This window comes from Bacillus sp. F2HM (assembly GCF_019266135.1).
GTDB lineage: Bacteria > Bacillota > Bacilli > Bacillales > Bacillaceae > Bacillus > Bacillus safensis.
On the sequence record NZ_LRMO01000001.1, the window covers coordinates 72,877 to 96,468 of the forward strand.

General features: G+C 41.0%; 25 protein-coding genes. 15 read left to right on the forward strand and 10 right to left on the reverse strand.

The features are described from left to right. The first annotated feature begins 63 nt into the window (after positions 1 to 63). The 3 genes from AWT60_RS00330 to AWT60_RS00340 all read left to right on the forward strand — a co-directional run bounded on the left by AWT60_RS00330 (position 64) and on the right by AWT60_RS00340 (position 2,394). Positions 64 to 477 carry a MarR family winged helix-turn-helix transcriptional regulator gene (locus AWT60_RS00330; protein WP_024423697.1) on the forward strand — a complete coding sequence of 138 codons (414 nt, stop codon included), beginning with the start codon at positions 64 to 66 and terminating at the stop codon, positions 475 to 477. Between the two features lie 15 nt (positions 478 to 492). After that, positions 493 to 1,680: an MFS transporter gene (locus tag AWT60_RS00335; RefSeq protein WP_076840227.1), complete on the forward strand. Its 1,188-nt coding sequence runs from the start codon at positions 493 to 495 to the stop codon at positions 1,678 to 1,680. 114 nt (positions 1,681 to 1,794) lie between these two features. After that, positions 1,795 to 2,394: an undecaprenyl-diphosphatase gene (locus tag AWT60_RS00340; RefSeq protein WP_024423699.1), complete on the forward strand. Its 600-nt coding sequence runs from the start codon at positions 1,795 to 1,797 to the stop codon at positions 2,392 to 2,394. Between the two features lie 38 nt (positions 2,395 to 2,432). Here the strand turns inward: AWT60_RS00340 and AWT60_RS00345 are convergent, their stop codons facing one another. Beyond that, positions 2,433 to 3,821, reverse strand: coding sequence for an MFS transporter (locus AWT60_RS00345; protein WP_076840229.1), 1,389 nt, complete (start codon positions 3,819 to 3,821; stop codon positions 2,433 to 2,435). Between the two features lie 199 nt (positions 3,822 to 4,020). Here AWT60_RS00345 and AWT60_RS00350 point away from each other — a divergent pair, with 199 nt between their 5' ends. The 5 genes from AWT60_RS00350 to AWT60_RS00370 all read left to right on the forward strand — a co-directional run bounded on the left by AWT60_RS00350 (position 4,021) and on the right by AWT60_RS00370 (position 8,104). Further along, on the forward strand, positions 4,021 to 4,866 hold the full coding sequence (locus AWT60_RS00350; protein WP_225315515.1) for a transporter substrate-binding domain-containing protein: 846 nt from the start codon (positions 4,021 to 4,023) through the stop codon (positions 4,864 to 4,866). A 42-nt stretch (positions 4,867 to 4,908) separates the two neighbouring features. Then, positions 4,909 to 5,586 carry an amino acid ABC transporter permease gene (locus AWT60_RS00355; RefSeq protein WP_080652918.1) on the forward strand — a complete coding sequence of 226 codons (678 nt, stop codon included), beginning with the start codon at positions 4,909 to 4,911 and terminating at the stop codon, positions 5,584 to 5,586. 10 nt (positions 5,587 to 5,596) lie between these two features. After that, positions 5,597 to 6,337 carry an amino acid ABC transporter ATP-binding protein gene (locus AWT60_RS00360; RefSeq protein WP_218676721.1) on the forward strand — a complete coding sequence of 247 codons (741 nt, stop codon included), beginning with the start codon at positions 5,597 to 5,599 and terminating at the stop codon, positions 6,335 to 6,337. 192 nt (positions 6,338 to 6,529) lie between these two features. Continuing rightward, positions 6,530 to 7,738: an ammonium transporter gene (locus AWT60_RS00365; RefSeq protein WP_024426325.1), complete on the forward strand. Its 1,209-nt coding sequence runs from the start codon at positions 6,530 to 6,532 to the stop codon at positions 7,736 to 7,738. 18 nt (positions 7,739 to 7,756) lie between these two features. After that, positions 7,757 to 8,104, forward strand: coding sequence for a P-II family nitrogen regulator (locus AWT60_RS00370; protein WP_024423704.1), 348 nt, complete (start codon positions 7,757 to 7,759; stop codon positions 8,102 to 8,104). Between the two features lie 85 nt (positions 8,105 to 8,189). On the opposite strand, the gene spoIIQ is transcribed toward AWT60_RS00370, so the two are convergent. Then, positions 8,190 to 9,086, reverse strand: a complete 897-nt coding sequence (gene spoIIQ, locus AWT60_RS00375) for a stage II sporulation protein SpoIIQ (RefSeq protein ID WP_034281210.1) — start codon at positions 9,084 to 9,086, stop codon at positions 8,190 to 8,192. 116 nt (positions 9,087 to 9,202) lie between these two features. On the opposite strand from spoIIQ, the gene AWT60_RS00380 reads away from it, so the two are divergent. The 5 genes from AWT60_RS00380 to rpsN all read left to right on the forward strand — a co-directional run bounded on the left by AWT60_RS00380 (position 9,203) and on the right by rpsN (position 12,158). Further along, on the forward strand, positions 9,203 to 9,712 hold the full coding sequence (locus AWT60_RS00380) for a GNAT family N-acetyltransferase (RefSeq protein WP_076840234.1): 510 nt from the start codon (positions 9,203 to 9,205) through the stop codon (positions 9,710 to 9,712). Positions 9,713 to 9,876: 164 nt separating this feature from the next. Continuing rightward, entirely contained in the window at positions 9,877 to 10,299 is a 423-nt protein-coding gene (locus tag AWT60_RS00385; RefSeq protein ID WP_024426331.1) for a DUF5362 family protein, read from the forward strand. Positions 10,300 to 10,443: 144 nt separating this feature from the next. After that, complete coding sequence (gene rpmG, locus AWT60_RS00390; protein ID WP_024423713.1) at positions 10,444 to 10,593, forward strand: 50S ribosomal protein L33; 150 nt, start codon at positions 10,444 to 10,446, stop codon at positions 10,591 to 10,593. Positions 10,594 to 10,675: 82 nt separating this feature from the next. Further along, positions 10,676 to 11,872, forward strand: a complete 1,197-nt coding sequence (locus AWT60_RS00395) for a GTP-binding protein (protein ID WP_076840236.1) — start codon at positions 10,676 to 10,678, stop codon at positions 11,870 to 11,872. 16 nt (positions 11,873 to 11,888) lie between these two features. Continuing rightward, on the forward strand, positions 11,889 to 12,158 hold the full coding sequence (gene rpsN / locus AWT60_RS00400; protein ID WP_025093900.1) for a 30S ribosomal protein S14: 270 nt from the start codon (positions 11,889 to 11,891) through the stop codon (positions 12,156 to 12,158). Positions 12,159 to 12,401: 243 nt separating this feature from the next. On the opposite strand, the gene moaA is transcribed toward rpsN, so the two are convergent. Next, complete coding sequence (gene moaA / locus AWT60_RS00405) at positions 12,402 to 13,409, reverse strand: GTP 3',8-cyclase MoaA (protein ID WP_218676722.1); 1,008 nt, start codon at positions 13,407 to 13,409, stop codon at positions 12,402 to 12,404. 10 nt (positions 13,410 to 13,419) lie between these two features. Then, a complete protein-coding gene (fdhD, locus tag AWT60_RS00410; protein WP_041108141.1) occupies positions 13,420 to 14,208 on the reverse strand; it encodes a formate dehydrogenase accessory sulfurtransferase FdhD in 789 nt (262 codons plus the stop codon). Positions 14,209 to 14,343: 135 nt separating this feature from the next. Here fdhD and AWT60_RS00415 point away from each other — a divergent pair, with 135 nt between their 5' ends. Continuing rightward, positions 14,344 to 15,609, forward strand: coding sequence for an L-lactate MFS transporter (locus AWT60_RS00415; RefSeq protein ID WP_024423718.1), 1,266 nt, complete (start codon positions 14,344 to 14,346; stop codon positions 15,607 to 15,609). 82 nt (positions 15,610 to 15,691) lie between these two features. Continuing rightward, on the forward strand, positions 15,692 to 18,040 hold the full coding sequence (locus tag AWT60_RS00420; RefSeq protein ID WP_218676723.1) for an FdhF/YdeP family oxidoreductase: 2,349 nt from the start codon (positions 15,692 to 15,694) through the stop codon (positions 18,038 to 18,040). A 51-nt stretch (positions 18,041 to 18,091) separates the two neighbouring features. Here the strand turns inward: AWT60_RS00420 and AWT60_RS00425 are convergent, their stop codons facing one another. From AWT60_RS00425 to AWT60_RS00450, 6 genes are all read right to left on the reverse strand, one after another. After that, complete coding sequence (locus AWT60_RS00425; RefSeq protein WP_075621585.1) at positions 18,092 to 18,769, reverse strand: VWA domain-containing protein; 678 nt, start codon at positions 18,767 to 18,769, stop codon at positions 18,092 to 18,094. Positions 18,770 to 18,852: 83 nt separating this feature from the next. Further along, a complete protein-coding gene (locus AWT60_RS00430) occupies positions 18,853 to 19,551 on the reverse strand; it encodes a VWA domain-containing protein (RefSeq protein ID WP_080769523.1) in 699 nt (232 codons plus the stop codon). Between the two features lie 322 nt (positions 19,552 to 19,873). Beyond that, complete coding sequence (gene spoIID / locus AWT60_RS00435) at positions 19,874 to 20,899, reverse strand: stage II sporulation protein D (protein ID WP_041115518.1); 1,026 nt, start codon at positions 20,897 to 20,899, stop codon at positions 19,874 to 19,876. 256 nt (positions 20,900 to 21,155) lie between these two features. After that, positions 21,156 to 22,463 (reverse strand): UDP-N-acetylglucosamine 1-carboxyvinyltransferase, encoded by a 1,308-nt coding sequence (gene murA / locus AWT60_RS00440; RefSeq protein WP_024423722.1) that lies wholly within the window; start codon positions 22,461 to 22,463, stop codon positions 21,156 to 21,158. 32 nt (positions 22,464 to 22,495) lie between these two features. Continuing rightward, positions 22,496 to 23,230, reverse strand: a complete 735-nt coding sequence (locus tag AWT60_RS00445) for a YwmB family TATA-box binding protein (protein ID WP_218676724.1) — start codon at positions 23,228 to 23,230, stop codon at positions 22,496 to 22,498. Positions 23,231 to 23,359: 129 nt separating this feature from the next. Further along, entirely contained in the window at positions 23,360 to 23,590 is a 231-nt protein-coding gene (locus AWT60_RS00450; RefSeq protein ID WP_024423724.1) for a DUF1146 family protein, read from the reverse strand. Positions 23,591 to 23,592: the final 2 nt, after the last annotated feature.

Consider the following 23,592-nt stretch of genomic DNA (forward strand, 5'->3'; position numbering starts at 1 on the left):
CAGCACGTAAAATAGAAAAAGTGAATTTATTTACCTAGCTAAATATTTAAAAAAGGTGAGCATATGGATACGTTAAATAGAGAGTGTTTACATCAAATACATCAAGGCGCACGGCTGCTGTCTAAAAAGGCGAACGAAGCGCTTGCTGCTTATGACTTGTACATGTCCCAGTGGACTGTGCTTTTTTGTTTGGATACATTCGGCCCAAAAACCCAAAAAGACATCTGGACATATTTGAACGTCGAAGCACCGACCATCACCAGAACCGTCACCCGCTTAGAAGCAAACGGCTGGGTGAAACGTGTACAAGGCAAAGACAAACGTGAGAATCTGATCGTGATGACAGATGATGCAAAAGCCCGATTTGAAGAAATCAAACGCACGATGGAACAATTTGAAGAAGAATGTCTTTCAGATTTTACCTACGAAGAAAAACAACTCCTCCATACACTTTTACACAAATTATCAACTGAATAGGAAGTGACATACATCATGAACGAACGCATATGGACAAAAGATTTTATCATGATTGTCCTGGTGAATTTATTTACGTTCACCTCTTTTTATGCCCTTTTGACATTACTGCCCATTTACACAATGGATGAACTAAATGGAACAGAATCACAGGGAGGTCTCCTTGTGACGGTCTTCTTATTATCTGCTATTGTGACAAGACCGTTTTCTGGCGCCATTATTGAGAAATTCGGCAAAAAACGGATGGCGATTTTCTCTTCTACAGCCTTTGCCTTACTCACTTATTTATATATTCCGATTGATCAATTCCAAACGCTCCTTGTGCTGCGTTTCGTACAAGGGATCTTTTTTAGTATTTTGACGACAGTTGCCAGTGCCATTGCGGCTGATATGATCCCGAAACATAAACGCGGGGAAGGACTCGGATACTTTGTGATGTCTATGAACCTCGCTGTCGTCATCGGTCCGTTTATCGCACTGAATCAAGTAGGAAAAATAGGATTTCATTCCTTATTTCTTCTCTTTTCCATTATCGTGACGATCGGAGCTGCTTTTACGATGCTGATTAGACAGCCAGAGCCTGAAAACGGTGGAAGCATTGTCTTCCGATTCACGTTTTCGCATCTGTTTGAAAAAGGCGCATTAAAAACAGCGGCCGTCGGCATTATTATTTCCTTCTGTTATTCGCCGATTATTTCATTTATTTCAGTTTATGCCAATTCACTTCATTTGATGGGTGCAAGCAGTTATTTCTTTATTGTATTTGCGGCTGCAATGCTTGGATCACGTCCATTTACAGGCAGACTTTTTGACCGGGTTGGAGCTCACGTTGTGATCTATCCTTCGATTGCCCTTTTTGCCATTGGTTTATGGATGCTGACAGCGACACATTCCGCTACAATGCTTCTTCTATCAGGCGCTGTGATTGGACTTGGCTACGGATCGCTCGTGCCATGTTTACAAACACTTGCGATTCAGCACTCACCAGCTCATCGTACGGGATATGCGACGGCTACTTTCTTCACCCTGTATGATACAGGTATTGCTGCCGGCTCATTTGTCTTTGGACTCCTTGTCAGCTTCACAGACTTTTCAAATGTGTACCTCATTGCGGGTATTGTGGTCTTACTGAGTATGGGCGTTTTTTATTGGAGCGAACGAAAACCCCAGGAAGCAAAAGCACAAAAGATCTCCCTTTCAGAATAAAAGGGTACTATTTTAAACTTCGCCGGAAACATGCTAAAATATAGGATATTCCAAATAGAGCATAAAGGCTTTGTTGAAAAATAGTTAGCATTAAGCGAAAGTATAGGTGATGTTTTGAATTACGAATTGTTTAAAGTCATACACGGGATGGCTCACCATTCTGAGTTTTTAGATCAGGCCATGATCTTTATTACGAAAAAGGCCATTCTTGTGTACGCCCTTGTCTTATTGATTTGCTGGTTTTTAGGGAATCACAAATTTAAGAAGCATGTCTTCTTTTCCGGTGTAACAGGCATTGCAGCACTTATCGTCAACTTTGCCATTACATTGTTTCATTATGAAGAGCGGCCGTTTGTGGCGCATAAAGTCGACACACTCATCCCGCACTCAGCAGACGCTTCCTTCCCAAGTGACCATACAACAGGTGCATTGGCTCTTTCACTAGCCATTCGATCTCGTAATAAAAAGCTCGGCAATATCTTGCTCGTCTTTGGATTACTTACAGGATTCTCCCGCATCTGGGTCGGTCATCATTATCCATTTGATGTTTTAGGCAGCTTGGTCGTATCGATTGTGGTTGTCTTTATCATGAATAAATTATGGAAGTTCTTTGACTCTCCTATTGATCGCATCGTAACATTTTACGAGACAATTGTAGGGAAAATTTTCAGAAGGAAGACAAAGGATCAGGGCTCAGACCTGTCCAACTCTTAAGCGGCCTTGCGATAACGTGATGAAGATTCTTCTCTCACTTATCGCGCCGCTTTTTTTATTGGCTGTCTCCCTCTAATCATACTTGAAAAATAAAGACTGACGCCAATGCCAATAAGAGAAATGATGATCAACGTCCAGCCTAATTGCGCAAAATGAGCACCAGCAATTTCATCCCCAAACAGCATACCAAGCACAGCAGACGACAGAATAGAACCAAGGTAGCGGCATGTTTGAAAAAGTCCAGAGGACGTGCCAATCATTTGCTGAGGACTTGCCTTGAGCATCGCAGCTTGAAGCGCAACATTCCCAATCCCATAACTGAGCCCGAGCAGCGCTAGAACCAATCCTTTTCCCCATAATGGCGCAGGAATAAAAAAGAAAGTCATGGCAGACGCTCCAGCCAGCATCAATACTGCACTCGCTAAAACTGGATGGCGTTCATCCCCGCGATCCACCCACTTTCCTGTCAGCGGCGACACAATAATGCTCACCCCTGACATACACAGCATAAAAAGACCCGTCATCTCCACACGCCAGCCTAACTCATCCTGAAAATAACTCGGCAAACCAAAAAAGAGACAATAGAAAAAGATATTTAAAATGATAAATTGCACATACACAAGTGACAGCCGCTGCTCTTCTCTGAACATCCGTATTTGAATAAACGGTTCATCCACCTGATACTCCCACCAGATAAAAGCGCCTGCACTCAGGAGACAAAGAATGCCTTGAACATATTGAATGCCATCACCCAGTGATAATAAAAATGAAAGCAGGAGAACAATGCAGACGGTAAAAAGAAGCATCCCTGGCAAATCGAGTGTTCGCACAGTTTCGCCTATGCGCAGCTTTCTCTTCTTCTGCTCCTTCGGAAACAACAATAGACCGAGAAAGAAACTAATCAAAATAAACGGCAGATTCACTAGGAAGATAGCCGGCCAGCCGCCAATGGTCATCAGAAATCCGCCAAGCGTCGGTCCAAGCGCCGTCATCGCTGAAGCAAAAATGGATAATACCGCTAACGCCGAAGCCTGTCTTTCTTGAATATGATCCCGAATGAGTCCGACCCCAGAAGGATAAATGGCACTGCTTCCAATCGCCTGTAACAAACGGATCACAATCAGCACCGCAAACGTTGGGGCAAACGGTGCGCAAATGGCTGAGAGTGCGACAAGAACCAGACCGAATAAAAATAAGGTTCTCCGGCTCATCACATGATCCCCAATCCGGCCGCTCACTGGCTGTGTTACTGCACTGGCTAAATAAAAAGAAGAGATAAGCCAAGATACGGTCGTAAACGACAAACCGAATTCATGCTGTATTTGATGCAAGGCCAAAGAAATCATTGATGAATTCAGCGGATTCAACATCGTTCCAAAGGCAATAGCGGTTAAAAAAACTTTTCGATTGTCTCTCCACTTGTTCATACACTGACCTCCTTTTTGCAACCCTTTCGTTATTATGAGATTCATTTCCCTTTTTTACCCTAATCAATTCAAGTTCTCTCTTAGAAAAGCAAGACATACATTCTAAAAAGGACGATTGTTGGAATAACACATATAAAATTGAGAATATGAGGAACAAATGGTAAGATGCTACACATATTGAAAAGCCTACTTTCTCCTTATATGGAGAACGGCTGAAAAGGAGGAGAAGCTTATTATTAAAAAAAGACGGTTTTGGGTCCCAGCCCTTTTCTCGGTTGCAGTATTACTTCTGTCTTCGTGTGGTTCAAATGAAACAAATGGGAACGGAGATAAACGTAATTCTACAGCGAAAGGGTCGCCAATTTTGGAGGATGGAAAATTTATTTTTGCAGCATCAGGTGAATTTCATCCGTTTAGTTACATGGATGGAAATCAGATGTCCGGCTTTGATATCGACGTAGGCAATGCGATTAGTGACAAACTAGGTCTCGAACCTATACAGAAAAAATATAAATTCGCAGGCATCGTCGAAGGCGTGAAAGCAGGTAAATTTGATGCGGCAGTTGCAAGTCATACCATCAATGAGGAACGAAAAAAACACGTCCTTTTTTCTAAGCCCTATTACTACTCTGGTCCGCAAATTTTCACAAGACCCGGATCAGACATTCAGCATGCTGATGACTTAAAAGACAAAGAAATTGCTGTATCCAAAGGATCGTCCTACGCTGATATTGCTAAGGAACATAGCGGGCAAGAACCAAAATATTATGATAGTGATGTCGTCGCCTTAGAAGCACTGGCCAACGGAAAACACGATGCAGTCGTAACAGATTTCGCCACAGGTGCAGAAGCGATGAAGAAAAAATTGAACATCACAGCGCAGGAAAGACTCGGACAAAGTGAGCAGGCAATTGCTGTATCAAAAGAAAATGAACAGCTCATAAAAGAGATCAACGATGCGATTGACGCACTAAAAAAAGACGGAACATTAAAACAAATTAGCGAAAAGTACTTTGATGAAGACATCACGGTCAAACAAGATTAAAACCACGATTGTGCGCCCTTATTATAGGCGCACTTTCTTCAAATGGAGATGATTGTTTTGCCTACCCTATCACACTTTTTTCAGACACTGATTGATTCAAGAGGTATTTTCTTAGAAGGAATGCTGATCACCTTACAGCTGACGGTGATCAGCATCTTCATCGGTATGTTCATCGGGCTTTTCTTTGCTTTATTGAAAATATCCCGCATAGCCGTTTTCGGTTATATCGCCAATGCTTATATCTTTCTAGTACGCGGAACACCACTTATTGTTCAAATTTTCATCCTATATTTTGGCCTCACAGAATTGAATATACCCGACTTCTGGGCTGCTTCCATTGCGCTTGCCTTTCATAATGGCGCCTATATAGCCGAAATATTCAGAGGCGCCATCCAATCCATCGATCAGGGGCAAAAAGAGGCAGGACGATCTCTTGGCATGGGTCGTTTTTTAACAATGAGACGCATCATTCTCCCTCAAGCGATGCGGCGTGCTCTTCCCCCTCTTGGCAACCAGTTCATTATCGGCTTAAAAGACTCATCACTCGCCGCCTTTATCAGTGTCAATGAACTATTTAATGTCGCCACCACGCAAGGCTCCAACAGTTTTGATAATATGACGTATTTACTTGTTGTAGCCGTCTATTACTTAGTTCTTGTTCTGCTGTTAACATTCGCTGTCCAAACCTTTGAAAAGAAACTATCAGCCAGTGACCAATAGGAGGAGAAGCATGACAGAATCAAAGGAAATCATTCGTGTTGAAAAACTCAATAAATATTTTGGAGAGCTTCATGTTTTAAAAGATATCAATCTCACCGTTTATGAAAATGATGTGGTCGTCTTAATTGGCGCAAGCGGTTCTGGAAAAAGCACCTTGCTCCGCTGTATGAACTTTTTAGAAATAAAAAATGATGGAGACATTATCATTGATGGCAGTCCTGTTCATCCAAAGCGCGATCAATTAAACGAAATGAGACAAAAAATAGGGATGGTGTTTCAGCATTTTAATCTTTTCCCGCACAAAACTGTGCTTGAAAATGTCATCGAAGCGCCTGTTATGGTGAAAAAAACAAAGAAAGCGCAAGCCATCGCTGAAGCCAGCGCCTTGCTAGAAAAAGTCGGGCTTGCGGATAAAGCCAACGTATATCCTTCTAAACTATCAGGCGGCCAAAAACAGCGTGTAGCCATAGCCAGATCCCTCGCCATGAAGCCTGATGTCATGTTATTTGACGAACCTACGTCTGCCCTTGATCCAGAGCTTGTAGGCGAGGTGCTGCAAACGATGAAAAGCCTCGCAAAAGAAGGCATGACCATGGTCATCGTCACACATGAAATGGGCTTTGCGAAAGAAGTTGCCAATCGTGTCGTCTACATGCACGAAGGCCGCATCGTCGAAGAAGGCATCCCTTCGGAATTGTTTGATTCTCCTAGGGAGGAACGTACAAAACTGTTTCTCAGCTCCATTTTATAGGTCAAACGCCCTTCATTTTTAGTGCTTAACTTACGTTTTTGCTCATTTTTTACGAACTTTTCATCCATTTATATTGATCTTAACCAAAAAACCATGTCAGATAAACTTACATGTATATGTTATATATGACTTTTCTCTCTATAATGAAGAATTAAGAAAACAATAATTCTGAATGATTCGGGGGAATGCAGCATGCAAATGGGTGATACAGTATTTATGTTCTTCTGCGCACTACTCGTGTGGTTAATGACACCGGGTTTAGCTTTATTCTACGGAGGGCTCGTAAGAAGTAAAAACGTGTTAAGCACAACCATGCACAGCTTAACGTCACTAGCGATCGTTTCAATCGTATGGATCGTATTCGGTTATTCCTTAGCTTTTGCACCAGGTAATGCATGGATCGGAGGATTAGACTGGGTGGGCCTGAAAGGCGTAGGCTTTGAGCCTGGTTCCTATAGTGAGACCATTCCACATTCATTGTTCATGATGTTTCAAATGACCTTTGCCGTCTTAACAACAGCCATCATCTCAGGGGCCTTTGCTGAAAGGATTCGCTACTCAGCAGTCGTTGTATTTACACTCCTTTGGGTCACATTTGTATATGCTCCAGTCGCACACTGGGTATGGGGCGGCGGTTGGATTGGCGAGATGGGTGCGCTTGACTTCGCAGGCGGAAACGTGGTTCACATCTCATCCGGTGTTGCGGGTCTTGTCGTGGCGATTGTGCTCGGGAAGCGCAAAGAAGCGGCAAGCTCTTCTCCGCATAACTTGATCTACACCCTTCTTGGCGGAGCTGTCATCTGGTTTGGCTGGTTTGGTTTTAACGTGGGTAGTGCTCTTACATTAGACAGCGTGGCCATGTTTGCCTTTATTAACACCAATACAGCTGCTGCTGCAGGAATCATCGGCTGGCTGTTAGTAGAGTGGATGATCAACAAAAAACCGACCATGCTCGGCGCGATCTCTGGAGCCATCGCAGGTCTTGTCGCCATTACACCTGCCGCAGGCTTTGTTACACCGTTTGCTTCTATTATAATAGGAATCATTGGCGGGATCGTCTGTTTCTGGGGAGTCTTTTCACTCAAAGCCAAATTTGGCTACGATGACGCACTAGATGCATTCGGCCTTCACGGAATTGGCGGTACTTGGGGAGGAATTGCAACAGGACTTTTCGCCACAACTTCTGTCAATGACGGTGGAGCCAATGGCTTATTTTACGGAGATCCCAGCTTACTTTGGAAGCAAGTGGTCGCGATTGTTGCCACGTACGCTTTTGTTGCCGTTGTGACATACGTGATCATCAAAGTGGTCAATGTCTTCTTCAAAATTCGTGCAACCGAAGAAGAAGAATCAGTGGGTCTTGATTTAACCATGCACGGTGAAAAAGCTTATCAAGATTAAAGAAAAAGGGGTGTCTCTATGAGCAAAATGTATAAAGTGGAGATTGTCACACGTCCAGCTAATTTTGAAACATTAAAGGTGGAGCTTGGAAAGATTGGTGTCACCTCGATTACCTTTTCAAATGTACACGGCTGCGGCTTACAAAAGGGACATACAGAGCTATATCGCGGCGTCAAAAAAGAAAGCAACGTGTACGAACGATTAAAGATCGAAATCGTCCTAAGCAAAGTACCTGTCGAACAGGTCGTTGAAACAGCTCAAAAGGTACTTCGTACAGGCGAACCAGGGGATGGGAAAATTTTTATATATGAGGTAGCGAATACAATCAACATTCGGACAGGTGAAGAAGGACCTGCCGCCCTATAGTTTATCCTCCGCCGAGTGGCGGAGGATCTTTTTAAGCAGAAAAAAACCTCTGCATATTCATATACACAGAGGACCTTGTAAGACATTAAGATTGTTTTGTTTCTTCTGACTGACTGCTGTCTTTAGAGGAATCAGAAGACTTTTCTTGATCAGAGGATTTCCCCTTCTCATCAGACTTTTCTTCAGATTTTTCTCCAGCTGGCTCTTTGGCTTTATCTTCAGCAGCAGGTTCCTTCGTTTTTTCCTCAGTCTTTGGCTGAGCAGGTTCTTTTGCTTGTTCCGTCACTTCTTGCGCTGCTTTTTCAATTGTAGAAACAGGCTTGTCAATGAAGCTAAGCGGATTAAGCGCTAAACCTTCCATACGAATTTCAAAATGCACATGGTTGCCGCTTTCAGCACCATATAGATTTTTACCAGAAGCACCAATGACATCATTCTGCTTGACTTCATCGCCTTCTTTGACACTCACTTGTGACAACGATTGATAAACAGTCGATAATCCATCTTCATGTTCAATTTCAACAACGTGACCAAGAACTGGATCTTTTTTCGCTTGAACCACTGTTCCACTAAGAGCAGCTGTGACATCAAACACTTTGCCATCTTTATCTGCAAGATCAATACCTTTGCTCAAGGTATAGGTGTTATTATAGTTTACAAGTGCTGCTTCTTTTTCTTTTTGGTCAGCATCTGCTTCATAGAACTTTTTCACGACAGAAACATTATCAGAATTCTGGACCGGCATTGCGACATTTTCAATTGGCTTTCCAACTTCAACGGCATCATCGCGCTGTTCTTGCCCTGTTTGATTTCCATCAGATAGTTGGTCTTTCACATCTTTTGATACAGCTTGATACCAAAGAACGGCTGTTAACACGACCGCTGCGCTGACCAAGTAAATAGCAGGGAATACCCAGCGCTTACGGAAAAATTGCTGAACTTTTGTGATTTTGGAAGTACGTTTCTTTTCTTCCTCTCTCATTTTTCATCACCTCAGCAACATTCTGAACACTTTTCAAAAAATATATACACACGAAATCATTTTTCTTTTTATTTTGCGCAATCGCATCAATAATATGTATGATAAATGAAAAAAAGATGGGGGACTTAATTGTGAAAACTTTCAACCGTATAGCAACAGAAGATGACCTCAAAGCCATCGTTGATATCTACAATTCAACCATTGCTTCAAGAGAAGTGACCGCTGATACAGAACCAGTTTCTGTCGAGGACCGCCGGCAATGGTTTTTGAATCATTCCAAGAAAAGGCCTCTCTATGTGAAAACAGATGAGGATGGAAATATATACGGCTGGCTCAGCTTTGAAACGTTTTATGGAAGGCCTGCATACAACGGGACCGTTGAAATGAGTATCTATTTAAACCAAGACTATCGAGGAAAAGGCTTAGGATCACTTTTCTTGCAAGAAGCCATTGATTTAGCACCCTCATTAGGCATTCGAACGTTACTTGCCTTTATTTTCGGGCACAACGAAGCCAGCATTCGACTATTTAAAAAGCACGGCTTTGAGACATGGGGCCACCTGCCACGCATCGCAGAAATGGACGGCAGCAGATACGATTTAGATATCCTAGGAAAAGAATTATAAAACGAGCGTCTTCTTGAAAAAGAGACGCTTTTTTTATGACGCAAGTCACAGCTGTAAAAAGTGTAGTAAAGAGAGAAACAATATAATCAATCAACATTCACTCTTCCTAAAGCACAACTTACTCAAGTATGATAAAGAGTGAATACATAAAGGAGTGAACACCATTGCAACAAACTGAGAAAATCATTCAATCTCTTCATTCAATCGTAAAGTGGGGAAAGGTTGGTAGTATCTTTCTCTATATTTCAGGCGGTCTGGCTATTCTTATTGGTTTTTGGCTTGTTCTTCCTGCAGCCCTTGGCGTCTTCCTCATTATGATGGGCATTCATGTACAAAAATCTGTAAAAGCAGCTGAACACTTGATTCAGGCTCCAGATACTTCTTACGAAGAATTATTAGAACAGTACGCTAAGATGATGAAAATGCAAACATTGTTTGCCATTTCAAGTATTGCCGCAGTTATTCTTTCATTCATTGCCATCGTTTTGATACTTATACTAGGCGGGTTAGCCTTCCTCCAAGAAATTCCTTATGATGTCCAGCAGTATGAAGGTGATTACGAACAAGAACTCGGTGACTTTTATTAATGGAGAGGGGTATCAATAGTCATTAGATACCCCTTTTGTTTTTATCATTTGACTTGGATCATTCTCCTATGCTTGACATTCAGTCTTGATCATTTTAAAATACAAATCGTAACTATTACGAATTAAAGGAGGATCCTATTACTTATGCGCGTGAATATTACGTTGGCCTGTACTGAAACAGGTGACAGAAACTACATCACAACAAAAAATAAAAGAACGAATCCTGACCGATTGGAGTTAAAAAAATATTCTCCTCGATTAAAGAAATATACCCTTCATAGAGAAACAAAATAAATTTTTTAGATTACAAATCGTAATGATTACTTTTTAAGCGAGGCGGAAAACAAAATGATCGTTTTCAAAAGGACAAAAACAAATGAATAAGCGTATACCTGTTACAGTATTAAGCGGCTTTTTAGGAGCAGGAAAAACAACGATATTAAATCATGTTCTTCAAAACCGCAAAGGATTAAAAGTGGCTGTGATCGTCAATGACATGAGCGAAATTAATATTGATGCAGAACTAGTCAAACAAGGCGGCGAGCTTTCTCGATCAGATGAGAAACTCGTTGAATTATCTAACGGCTGTATTTGCTGCACTTTGAGAGAAGACTTGTTAATCGAAGTAGAACGCCTTTGTAAAGCGGGTAATATTGATTATATTGTCATTGAATCAACCGGAATTAGTGAACCAATTCCCGTCGCTCAAACGTTTTCTTATATTGATGAAGAAATGGGTATAGATTTGACCCGCTTTTGCCGTCTAGATACGATGGTCACAGTAGTAGATGCAAATCGTTTCTGGACTGATTTCCAGTCAGGAGAGAGTTTATTAGATCGTAAAGAAGCGGTTTCCGATGACGACGAGCGAGAAATTTCCGATTTACTCATTGATCAAATCGAATTTTGTGACGTGCTTATTATCAATAAATGTGATCTAATATCTCCCTCTGAATTAGATCGACTTGAGCATGTGCTGAACAAACTACAACCAGAAGCATCTATCATCAAAACCTCAAAAGGTATAGTACAGCCAGATGACATTTTGAATACTGGTTTATTCGACTTTGAAAAATCAAGTGCTTCTGCTGGGTGGATCAAAGAAATCAACGCAGGACATGGTCAGCATACACCGGAAACAGAGGAATACCAAATTTCATCTTTTGTTTACGAAAGAAGACTCCCTTTTCATACTGGCAGACTGAATGCTTGGTTAGATCAAATGCCTGAGCAGATCGTTCGTGCGAAAGGTTTTACTTGGCTTGCCACACATCATGATTTAACCATTTTAATTTCACAAGCTGGGAAATCTGTTGCGATTGAACCAATTGCATACTGGATTGCTGCTTTGCCTGAACAAGAAAAAGCACGGATATTAAATCAGGAACCAGAGCTTCTAGATGAGTGGGACGCAGAGTTTGGTGATCGCCATACAAAACTTGTGTTTATCGGTGTAGATTTGCCTAAAGCAGAAATTATTCGTACTCTTGATCAATGCTTGCTCACACCTGAGGAATTTGATCAAGATTGGACTACATTTGAGGACCCCTTTCAATGGAAAATACAAAATTAGGCCAGGAGGGTTTTAATTGGCAAAGAAATCTAAGATTGCTAAAGAAAAAAAACGACAGCAGCTTGTATTGAAATATGCAGAATTAAGGAAAGAATTAAAAGAAAAAGGTGACTATGAAGCTTTACGAAAATTACCTAGAGACTCTTCCCCTACCCGCTTAAAAAACCGCTGTGAATTAACGGGCCGTCCCAGAGGTTATTTACGAAAATTCAAAATGTCTAGGATTGCTTTTCGTGAGCTTGCCTATAAGGGTCATATCCCTGGAGTGAAAAAATCGAGCTGGTAAAGAATGATTTGATCTTATCACAGCACTCGTAAAAGTAAAGCCGCACACAATGAGGGAAAATCTATTTTCCAATCTTTTTGAGGTGCAAAATAGCAATTTAAAAACCAGCAGAGATTCTGCTGGTTTTTTATAGTGACTGAGTTCATAAGATAAAAAGACCTGTTTTCAAAAAAGGATTTTCAACCACGATTATGACATTTTCTCTTCTTTTAAAAAATACATGATCATGATACTTTATTGTCATTACCCACCGATGTATGACATCTCAACCTTTTTCTGATCTTTTTTCTGCTCTCTCTCGGCTGAATATTGGTCATGTCTATTCGACCATAATTCCTTTAACCTGTTCGTTAATTCTTCATTATCTTTTGTCGTACGAATCATCTGTTTCAGATCAAAACCCGATGATGCAAACAGACATGTAAATAATTCCCCCCGTGCAGACAGCCTTGCTCTGTTACATGTTCCACAAAAAGCATCTGAAACGGAAGAAATAATGCCTATCTCTCCTGAACCATCTTTGTAAAAAAATCGTTTGGCTACTTCACCTGTATATTGAGGAGGTTCTGGTTTGATAGGATATGTTGAATCAATTAATTCAATTATTTCTTTCTTTGTCATGACATGTTCTAGATTCCATTTATTCGTATTACCGACATCCATAAATTCAATAAATCTGAGAACGTGTCCTTCTTTTTTGAAGTACGCTGCCATTGGTAAGACATCCTGATCATTCACACCTTTTTGAACAACCATATTAATCTTGATAGCAAGTCCAGCCTTTTTTGCAGCCTCAATACCATCAAACACTTTTTGGATAGAAATATGCCTTCCGTTCATTTGCTTAAAACGGTCGGGATTTAATGAATCTAAACTAATGGTGACTCTATTAAGACCAGCTCTCTTCAACTGATCAGCATATAAAGGTAAAAGCGTTCCATTGGTTGTCATCGCAATGTCTTCAATCCCTGGAATTTTTGCGAGCTTTTCTATTAAGACAGGCAGATCCTTTCGCATTAAAGGTTCTCCGCCCGTGATGCGTATTTTTACCACACCTAGGTTCTTTACAAAAAGGGTAGCAAGTCGTTCAATCTCTTCGAAACTAAGCAGTTCTTCTTTTTTCAAGAAAGGATAATCCGGTCCAAAAATTTCAGCAGGCATACAGTACGTACATCTAAAGTTACAGCGATCAGTTACTGATATTCTTAAATCGCGCAATGGTCGATGTCTTTTATCTAAAATACTGACCATACTTTGCCTCCTATTCTGTAATACGCTGAGGATGAGTGTAAATGTTAAAGGATTTTCCTCTGACGAATCCTACTGTTGTAATATTTAGTTCTTCTGCCATTTTAAGCGCTAGCTCAGTAGGTGCTGATTTTGAAATGACGATAGACACTCCTAGTTTTGCTGCCTTCAATAGAACTTCTGACGATATCCGGCCGCTAAAAACAAGGATTTTATCTCTAAGTGGAATTCGCTGAAGTAAACAATATCCATAAATTTTATCTAAAGCATTATGTCTTCCTATATCAGTTCTAGTGATGAATAGCTTCTCTGTGTCACACAATCCAGCATTATGCACTCCACCAGTATGTTGAAATAATTGGCTTTCTTCTTGCAAACTCTTCATGAGATGCATACAGGTTTCAGCAGAAATACTGATTCGATCAATGGCTGTTTTTGCCGTCTTCACATCTTGAAGGAAATAAAAGTGTCTTCCTTTTCCGCAGCATGAACCAATCACTCGTTTTGTAAAATCTGATGAATCAAATCCACTTGAGTGAACTAAATCAACATAGGCAAAACCCATACTTTCATCTATTGTAAACCTTTTAATCTCATTTTCAAATCGAATGACCCCTTCTGAAGCCAAAAAGCCGATAACCAATTCTTTCAGGTGCTCTGGGGAACAAACAAGTGTCACAAATTCTTCTCCATTCACCATCACAGTTAAAGGATATTCTTCTACAATTTCATCAGTTTTGCAGGTAAACTGACCTTCACGGTATTGGTGTATGACTCGTTTCTTTTTAACAGAAGGATTCATTGTATGATCTTCCTTTCAATGCAAATTTAGTTATATGATCCAATCAAATTGTGATATTATTTTAAAAAGTCATAAAAATGTAACATATTTCTATCTTATCAAACTTCTTGATTGCTTTATATGGGGGGGAACAAAATGAACAAATCGAAAAATCGCTGGCTCATTGCAGCAAGTGCTGTAGGAATTCATTTATCTATTGGGTCTGTTTATGCTTGGAGTGTTTTTACGAATCCTTTACATGAAGCCTTTCAGTGGTCATTAACAGAAATAAGTCTCACCTTCAGTATTGCTATTTTATTTTTAGGTTTATCTGCTGCTTTTATGGGACATTTCGTTGAAAGGTATGGTCCAAGGGCATCGGGGCTCTTCTCAGCTATTTTCTTCGGCATCGGAATGACTGGGTCAGGATTCGCTGTCCACATGTCCTCACTGCCTCTCCTCTATTTATTTTATGGTGTACTCGCTGGAATCGGTTTAGGGGTAGGCTACATTGCACCTGTATCAACTCTAGTCAAATGGTTTCCGGATCGTAGAGGTCTTGCAACCGGCTTAGCCATTATGGGGTTTGGGTTTGCTTCTCTTATTTGCAGCCCAATTATTCAATATCTCATTGAAAAAGTGAATATCGCAAATACTTTTTATATTCTTGGAATCTCCTATTTTATCATCATGGTGATCTCATCTCTTTATTTATCACCACCAACACCTGATGACGTCAAACAATTTGACGTATTCAAAACAAAGAAAAGAAAAATCCCTCAAGATTTATCACAGCTTACAGCAAATGAAGCGATCAAAACAAGACGTTTTTATTATTTGTGGCTTATGCTTTTTATTAATATCACATGCGGAATCGCTATTATTTCAGTAGCGTCACCTCTTGCTCAAGAAAGTGTTGGGTTCACTGCAGGTGCTGCAGCTACTCTTGTGGGCATTTTAGGTGCTTTTAATGGTTTAGGACGCATTGGCTGGGCATCGTTCTCAGATTATATAGGAAGACCGAATACGTATACGATTTTTTTCAGTATCCAGCTCATTGCTTTTCCTTTACTCCCCTATTTAAAAGAACCGCTCATCTTTTCAATCGTGATGGCGATCATTTATACGTGCTATGGAGGAGGATTTGCTTCAATTCCAGCCTATATTGGGGATTTGTTTGGTACAAAGCAGCTTGGTGCCATACATGGTTATATTTTGACTGCTTGGGCCGCTGCGGGATTAGCAGGACCACTATTTTCATCCTTCATCCGAGATATAACAGGTAATTACACACAAAGCCTTATGGTGTTCTCTGGCTTATTTTTCATTGCTTTTATCATATCACTTCTCATTCGAAAGGATATTCAGCAGCTAAGAGAAAAAAACCTATCTGCTGCTTCCTCTGTCTCAGCCCGATCTTAATTTGAATTTGACAGAATCACAATCTAAAGGTAATTTTTAGATATGAAAACGCTTTACAAAGTAATAGGAGGGTGATGATCTCATGGGGAAAACAAAACATAAGGGGCCTGTTAAACTCAATAAAAAACCCTCACCAAAGCTATGGGCCTCTTTTGTACCAATGGGGCTTGGCAAAGTGAAACCGAAACACATTCGAGATACGATGAAAGTGGCATGGGAGAACAAAGATAACCTTCCCTACGCGTACCGTATTTTAACGCAGGGTGTTTGTGACGGCTGTGCCCTTGGCGTCTCAGGACTGTATGATCAAACGCTCGCAGGACCTCATATATGCACCACAAGACTAAATGTGCTTCGTCTTAACACAATGCCAGCTATTGATCCAAAATGGTTTGAAGATATTCATCAGCTAAAGCAAATGGACAGCACCTCTCTTCGCAAGCTTGGACGGATTCCTTATCCATTGATCCGAAAAAAAGGTGACAATGCCTTTACACGTATTTCTTGGAATGATGCACTAGATCAAATCGCAGCTAAAATCCAATCAATTGATAAACGGCAGCTTGCTTTCTATTTAACCGCCAGAGGAATTACAAATGAAGTTTATTATACGGCTGCAAAGGCTGCTCGATTTATAGGGACGAATCATATTGATAATGCTTCTCGCATTTGCCATTCACCAAGTAAAACCGCTCTTAAACGGTCCCTTGGCATCGGTGCTTCCAGCTGTAATTACAGTGATTGGATTGGAACGGATGTATTAATTTTTTGGGGATCTGTCGCAGCAAACAATCAGCCTGTTTCTACTAAATATATGTACGCTGCTAAAAAGAAGGGAACAAAAATTATCGTCATCAATCCGTATAAAGAGCCTGCTATGGAAAAGTATTGGGTTCCTTCTATTCCAGAGAGTGCTCTATTCGGTACAAAAATTGCAGATGATTTTTACCAAGTCAATATAGGCGGAGATATTGCGTTTATGAACGGCGTCATCAAGCATTGGTTTGACATGGAGCAGCATGCTCCCCATTCGGCTCTTGATCACGAATTTATTCAAAAACATACAACAGGCATACAGGATTTAAAGCAGCATGTCGCACAATTGAAGTGGGAGGACCTAGAAGCATCATCAGGTTTATCAAAAGAAAGAATGAAGGAATTTGCGACACTGCTTGCCAATGCTAATTCAGGCGTTTTTATTTGGAGTATGGGCCTTACTCAGCACCGCTTTGCAACTGATAATATATCACAGGTTGCCAACCTTGCCATGCTGCGCGGATTTATCGGCAGAAAACATTGTGGTGTCATGCCAATTCGGGGGCATAGCGGCGTCCAAGGTTCTGGTGAAATGGGTGCTGATCCATTCGTTTTGCCGGGTAGTGATTTTGATGAAGAGAATATTGAAAGAATCGAACGTATATGGGGGTTTGACATTCCTAAATGGCATGGTGACACCATTGGGCAATCCTTTGAGAAGATGGCTCTCCCAAAAGACCATCCACAAAAACTCAAAATGCTGTTTACGAGTGGCGGAAACTTTTTAGAAACGATGCCAAATCCGGAAGCGATCGAAAAAGCATTATCTGAACTTGAACTCCGTGTTCACCAAGATATCATTTTGAATACCTCTACGCTGGTAGACGCTGAAGAAGCGGTGATTGTGCTGCCTGCTATGACAAGGTATGAACAACCAGGCGGCGGCACATCAACCAGTACGGAACGCATGGTATATTTCAGTCCAGAAATTGAAGGACCTCGTATTGAGGAAGCCAGAGCGGAATGGGACATTTATGTTGATCTTGCGAAAAGAGTCCGGCCAGAAGATGCCGAGCTGATACATTTTGAAACAGCTGAAGACATTCGTCGTGAGATTGCGGTCGCCAACCGAAATTATGATGGCATCCAGCATTTACGTCACAAGGGAGACGTTTTTCAATGGGGAGGCGCATGGCTTTGTGAAGATGGCGTGTGTCCAACACCAGACGGCAAGGGACATCTTCTTCCTGCCCAGCTGCCTCAATATCGAAAAACCGAAGGACATTTCAATATCACGACAAGAAGAGGAAAGCAATTCAACTCGATGATCTACAGTGAAAAGGATGCCTTTAATGGTGGAAAACGTCATTCTATCCTAATGAATGAAGAAGATGCAAAAGAACTTTACGTCCAAGAAGGTGATCCAGTTGTTCTCTTTAATCAATATGGATCCTATCAAGGAGTGGCTCAATTCGGAGAGTTGAGACGCGGCAATATCGCAGTTTATTGGCCGGAAGGGAACGTTTTAATTCCTAAAGGTGTGTATGAGAGCTACTCACAGATTCCCGAGTATAATACGGCTGCCATATTAGAAAAAGCCGAAACCTTCCATGCAAGAAAGGATCAGCATTACGTGGAGAAACGAATTGATGAATTAGAAACGACTTTGAATTAATCGTCAACTTAAAAACAGCTGGGGTTGCTTTCCCCAGCTGCCATTCACTCTCTACCGACCAAAAGCGCTCGCTTCCTGTTGAAGAATACGGTTCAATTCTTCGGCATTTGCAGCCGGTTGATATTGTCCTCCACCCGCTTTTGCAACAGATTTAAGACTTTTTGCTTCCTTTTCATTCACATCGAAGCCAATGATATTGACGATTGTATCAATTCCATCTTCATGTAATTCCTTTGCTGCTTGTGAAGGGCTTCCACCACAAGTTTCTTCACCATCACTGACCACATACACAATATTTTTCCCTTCAGCCTGGTGATCTTCAAAATCTTGTTTTGTATCTGTTAATGCTTTTGCAAGCGGTGTCCAGCCAGTTGGCTTATACACATTCAGTGCTTGCTGAAATGTTGATGGCTCATATGATCCAAATCCGTAAACGGCTTCAGAACTTGAACAAGAAACAGCTTTCCCTGCATTCTTATTGGTTCCTTCATGACCAAACACACGAAGCAGAACTTGTGTATCTTCTGATAAAATGCTCGCGAAGCTTTGAATAGACCTTTTGGCGATATCGATTTTCTTTTCACCTTCAACTGATTGTGCCATGCTCCCGCTTAAATCGAGTAATATCACCACATGCGCAGGCGGCTCCTGTTTTGTTACAGCATGAGCTGGTGAAGAAAGAAGCAGGACAAGACTAGCCAAAATGGTTAATACGATGTTTTTTTTCATCAATAAAAACCTCCCTTTTTTACTTTTGTACAGAAAAAGAGAAACGAAAGCATGAATCAATCGTTTCCCTTTTGTTCAGCAAGTTATTCGTGTAGTTTTAATGATTCTGCTGAAAAGATAGAACCCATTTCTTTACCAGTGCTTGCTTGGTAGTAATGGCCTTTACCAGCTTTGGCTACTTGCTTCAATTGACCTTCATAGCCATCGTTAAAGTCTAATCCGATCACATTTACAACAGTTGATCCTTTTGAGTTATGCAATTCTTTTGCTACTTTTACTGGATCTCCGCCACAAGTTTCCTCACCATCAGTGATTAAGTACACAATATGCTTTGTTCCTGCAGTAAGCTGCTCATCCGCTTGCTTTGCATTTTCAAGTGCACGTGCAATCGGTGTCCAGCCAGTTGGCCCAAGTCCGTTTAAAGAGTTTTCGAAGCTGTCCTTTTCATAAGGCTGTACGCCGTAAACGCCTCTAATGACTTCACATGATTGAGCTTTACCTGAATTTTTGTTGTTTCCTTCAGAACCAAACAAGCTCATACGAATTTTAGCGTCTTTTGGAAGTGACTGAGCAAATTTAAATACCTCTTGTTTAGCGAGATCAAATTTGCGCTCTCCCTCTACTTTTCTTGCCATGCTTCCGCTTGCATCAAGTAAGATTGTCACTCTTACATCTTTGTTATGTTTTTTGACTGTAGATGCTTCTGCAAATACTGGTGAAGAGATTGACATAGATAATGTCAATACAGTTAAGGTTACGAGTGTGATTACTTTTTTCAACATACTTTTCCTTCCTCCTTATGTATTTGATTGAAACATCTTAATCGTAAATTATTCTGTCTTGGAATGGTATAGGACTCGGTCCCTTTTTCTTTTTCATCAAAATCACTAAAATTCTGTCAGATGTCTAGATATTTTCACCTAACACACCCATTATTCTCTCGTTTTCTCTGTCTTTCGAGGGACTTTGTATCGGCCATCGGTTCTTGTCAGGACATAAATGTTTAAGATTTCCTGATCTGCGTCTTAAGTCGCGATTTGACACATTCTGTTCAAATCTCTTTGAACACACAAAAAAATGCCTCATTTCTGAGGCACCTTTGCTTTATTTTTTAGCCATATACGTGTTGAGAAAACGATCGGCTGATTCGATTTGAATTCCTTTATAATAATGCTTCACGATGGCATCTACTTTTTTGCCTGCCTGCGCCATATAATGCGCACCATATTGACTCATGCCTACACCATGACCATATCCTTTTGTTGTAATGACAATCTGCTGACCCTGGCGTTCCCATGTGAAGTCCGCTGAATGAAGGCCTAGTGATTCTCGAATGTCTCGGCCTGACATTGTTTTACCGTTGATCACGGCTTTCGCTACCTGGTTTCCTGGTGTCCGTTCTACAATCTGTCCGACCTGAGCCTGCTGGGTGAGCGTCACACCTAATTTTTGCTGAAATTCACTGACCGAGATGGTTTTCTTATTTTGAAATTTTGGCGATTTTTCGTCCCATTTACTTGAGACACTTTTCAAATAAGGGATTTCGTTTTTCCAATAGGCTTCGGCATTTTCCGTTTTTCCGTTACTTGTTGAAAAGAATGAAGCATCAATTGGTTTCTCGTCATAAGTCAGCACTTTTCCTTGTGTGCTGGCGACAGCTTCCGTGACCTTTTTTAATTTCCAATTGTACGCTTTCCCCCAAATTTTCTTGAGTTCCTGTTTGTTTTTGTAAACTTGGAACATTTGGGTATCATCTACAAGAGAGCCCTTAGGTGATTTGACAGTCTTATCACTGATCATTTGCCTGACGATATACGTTCTTGCTGCGAGCGCCTGTGCCTTGAGTGCTTCCATTTCAAAATCAGCTGGCATTTCAGATGCTACGACACCGATCACATACTCTTCTAAGGGGATGTTTTCTACCTGCTGATGAGCTGAGCGATAGACGGGGATAGCGACGGGTGATTGCTTCAATTTGACTGAACCCTTCACTTCTTTTTTAACTGATGGTTCTGCTGCTACGTGCTGGCTGGCCGCCGGTTTCCCTTGGAACGTCGGCAACACAAGTAATGTTGGAATCATTAAAATGATGATGCATATTCCTGCGATTGTCCATATCATTGGTTTCATATTTGGCTGCCCCCATTTGTCATTGAATCTCTTTTATCCTATGGGCAGGGACAAGCTAATATGACAGCTTCTTTCATTTAGTGGACAAGTCTTTTATGGAGGTATGAGGCTCTTCTTCGAATGGATTTTACTGTTCGTCTGTATGAATAAAATTTAAGATGACTGGATACACTAATGATAAGCTTCGTGAAATGAAGCATTCTATGATTCTAAAAAAAATCAGCATGCCCAAAGGACACACTGATTTCTTTCATGATTAAGCGTTCAGATCTGAAACAACTTGTTCTTGTGTCACATCTGCTGATTCATCGTTTACTCTTTCAATATCTGCACCGATTGCTGCAAGCTTTTGGTGGAAGTTCACATAACCACGGTCAATATGCTTCAACTCAGTGACACGTGTATGACCTTCTGCCACTAATCCAGCAAGTACAAGTGCTGCTCCTGCTCTTAAATCAGTCGCTGCCACTTCAGCACCTTGAAGTTGAACCGGCCCATTGATAATGACAGAGCGACCCTCAATTTTAATATCGCCATTCATGCGGCGGAATTCTTCAGCATGCATAAAGCGGTTTTCAAACACCGTTTCTGTGATCATGCTTGTTCCGTTCGCACGAAGCAATAGCGCCATCATCTGAGATTGCATATCCGTTGGGAACCCAGGATGCGGCATTGTTTTTAGATCGATTGGCTTGAGCTCAGATGGTCCAATGACTCTTAAACCTTCTTCTTCTTCAATGATCTGAATACCCATTTCTTCCATTTTTGCCACAAGTGATGTCATGTGCTCTGGCACTGCGCCTTTTACAAGAACATTTCCTTCTGTAATGGCTGCTGCCACCATGAAAGTACCTGCTTCAATTCTGTCAGGGATGATGTTGTGTTTTGCACCGTGAAGTGTTTCCACACCTTCGATTTTGATTGTACCAGTACCAGCACCGCGAACCTTACCGCCCATGGCATTGATGTAGTTTGCTAAATCAACAATTTCAGGTTCTTTTGCTACGTTTTCTAAAATCGTTGTTCCTTCAGCTAATGCTGCTGCCATGATGATGTTTTCAGTTGCCCCTACACTTGGGAAATCCAAATAGATTTTTGCACCTTTTAAACGGCCTTTTACTTCAGCCTCGATGAAACCATTACCTACTTGAATTTTAGCACCCATTGCCTCAAAGCCTTTTAAATGCTGATCAATTGGTCTTGAACCAATCGCACAGCCTCCAGGTAATGCAACTCTTGCATGACCTGTTCTTGCTAAAAGTGGTCCCATGACAAGCACGGATGCTCGCATTTTACGGACATACTCAAACGGAGCCTCAGTTTCTAGTGCATGTGATGCATCAACTGATACTTCGTTATTTTCAAAATGTACTTCTGCTCCTAAATGACGTAACACTTCATTGATTGTATATACATCGGAGAGCGTAGGTACATCACAAATTACGCTTTTTTCTGTACTTGCTAACAAAGATGCAGCGATAACTGGTAAAACGGCATTTTTTGCGCCTTCTACTTTAACTGTGCCGTTTAACTTTTGACCGCCGCGGACGATGATTTTTTCCAAGGTCTTCCCCTCCGCGTCCCAAATTCTCTATATTAATATTCAGTCGTTACGATTGGTGTGCCAACCGTAATCGTATGATTTTCGTTCATTTCCGAACTTCTGATGGCAATTTGAACATTCATTTTATCATTTGAAGTCATAATGAACTGTTCCCACTTATCTGTGTAAGCGGAAAGCGACACAAAATTAGACTCAACGAGATACTCAACTGGTTTTGCTTGAAATTCATTTGCTAACATTTCAGCTTTTTTTTGCAAAACAACATCCATCATACCATTTACATGACCATCGAGACAAGTAAAAATTACAATTTTCTCTTGTAATATGCTTTTTGCATGACGTACGAACTGATCATATGTATGCTCCCAGGTATTCAGTGGGCGAGCACCTTTTTGCTCATATAATAAATACGACTTTTGATTGGATTTTGTGTCGGTCTTCACGAGTAAAATTTTCGATTCTGTATCATTTTTTTCATCTTTGTAAATTCCTGTGACTTTGGTGACATGTTGCTCTTTTTTTTCGGTCCACTCATACTGTCGTAGTTCGTCTTTCAAACGTTTCACTTTTTTTGAAAATTGTTCGGATGAAATAACTACATTTGTCTTGGCATGGAGGGTCCACCCATCGACTTCAATTTGCTGGTTTTTCAGACCTTCTGCTATTTGAGCGAGCGGAGAAGATTCTTCCGCACGAACACCTTGAATCATCAGAACAAAAAAAAGAATAAACGCAAATAATGGCCAACCTTTCAAATACTTTCTCACTTGTCATTCCCCCTTGCTACAAGTGTTGCCGCAAGGAGGTCAATGCATACGTGGAAAAGACAACAAAAGGCCAACCTTTTGACCCTTCCTTTTACGTTCCCGCAGAAGGTCATGACCAAACCTTTTATGTTAGAACATATAAGGAATTTGTCTGGAGAAATTTAAGTAATCAAGGAAGAAATTGCTGACCGCAGATGCGATAGCAATGGTAATGAGCATCATCAGCAGCCTTGCTTGAACGATTTTCCCTTTTTTAATGAGTGGATCAATATTTACAGCAAGCAGTGCCCACCATGTAACCGCGATAAAAAATAGGTGGATCACAATGCCCACGATTGCTTGTTGTCCTACGTCTTCCATAC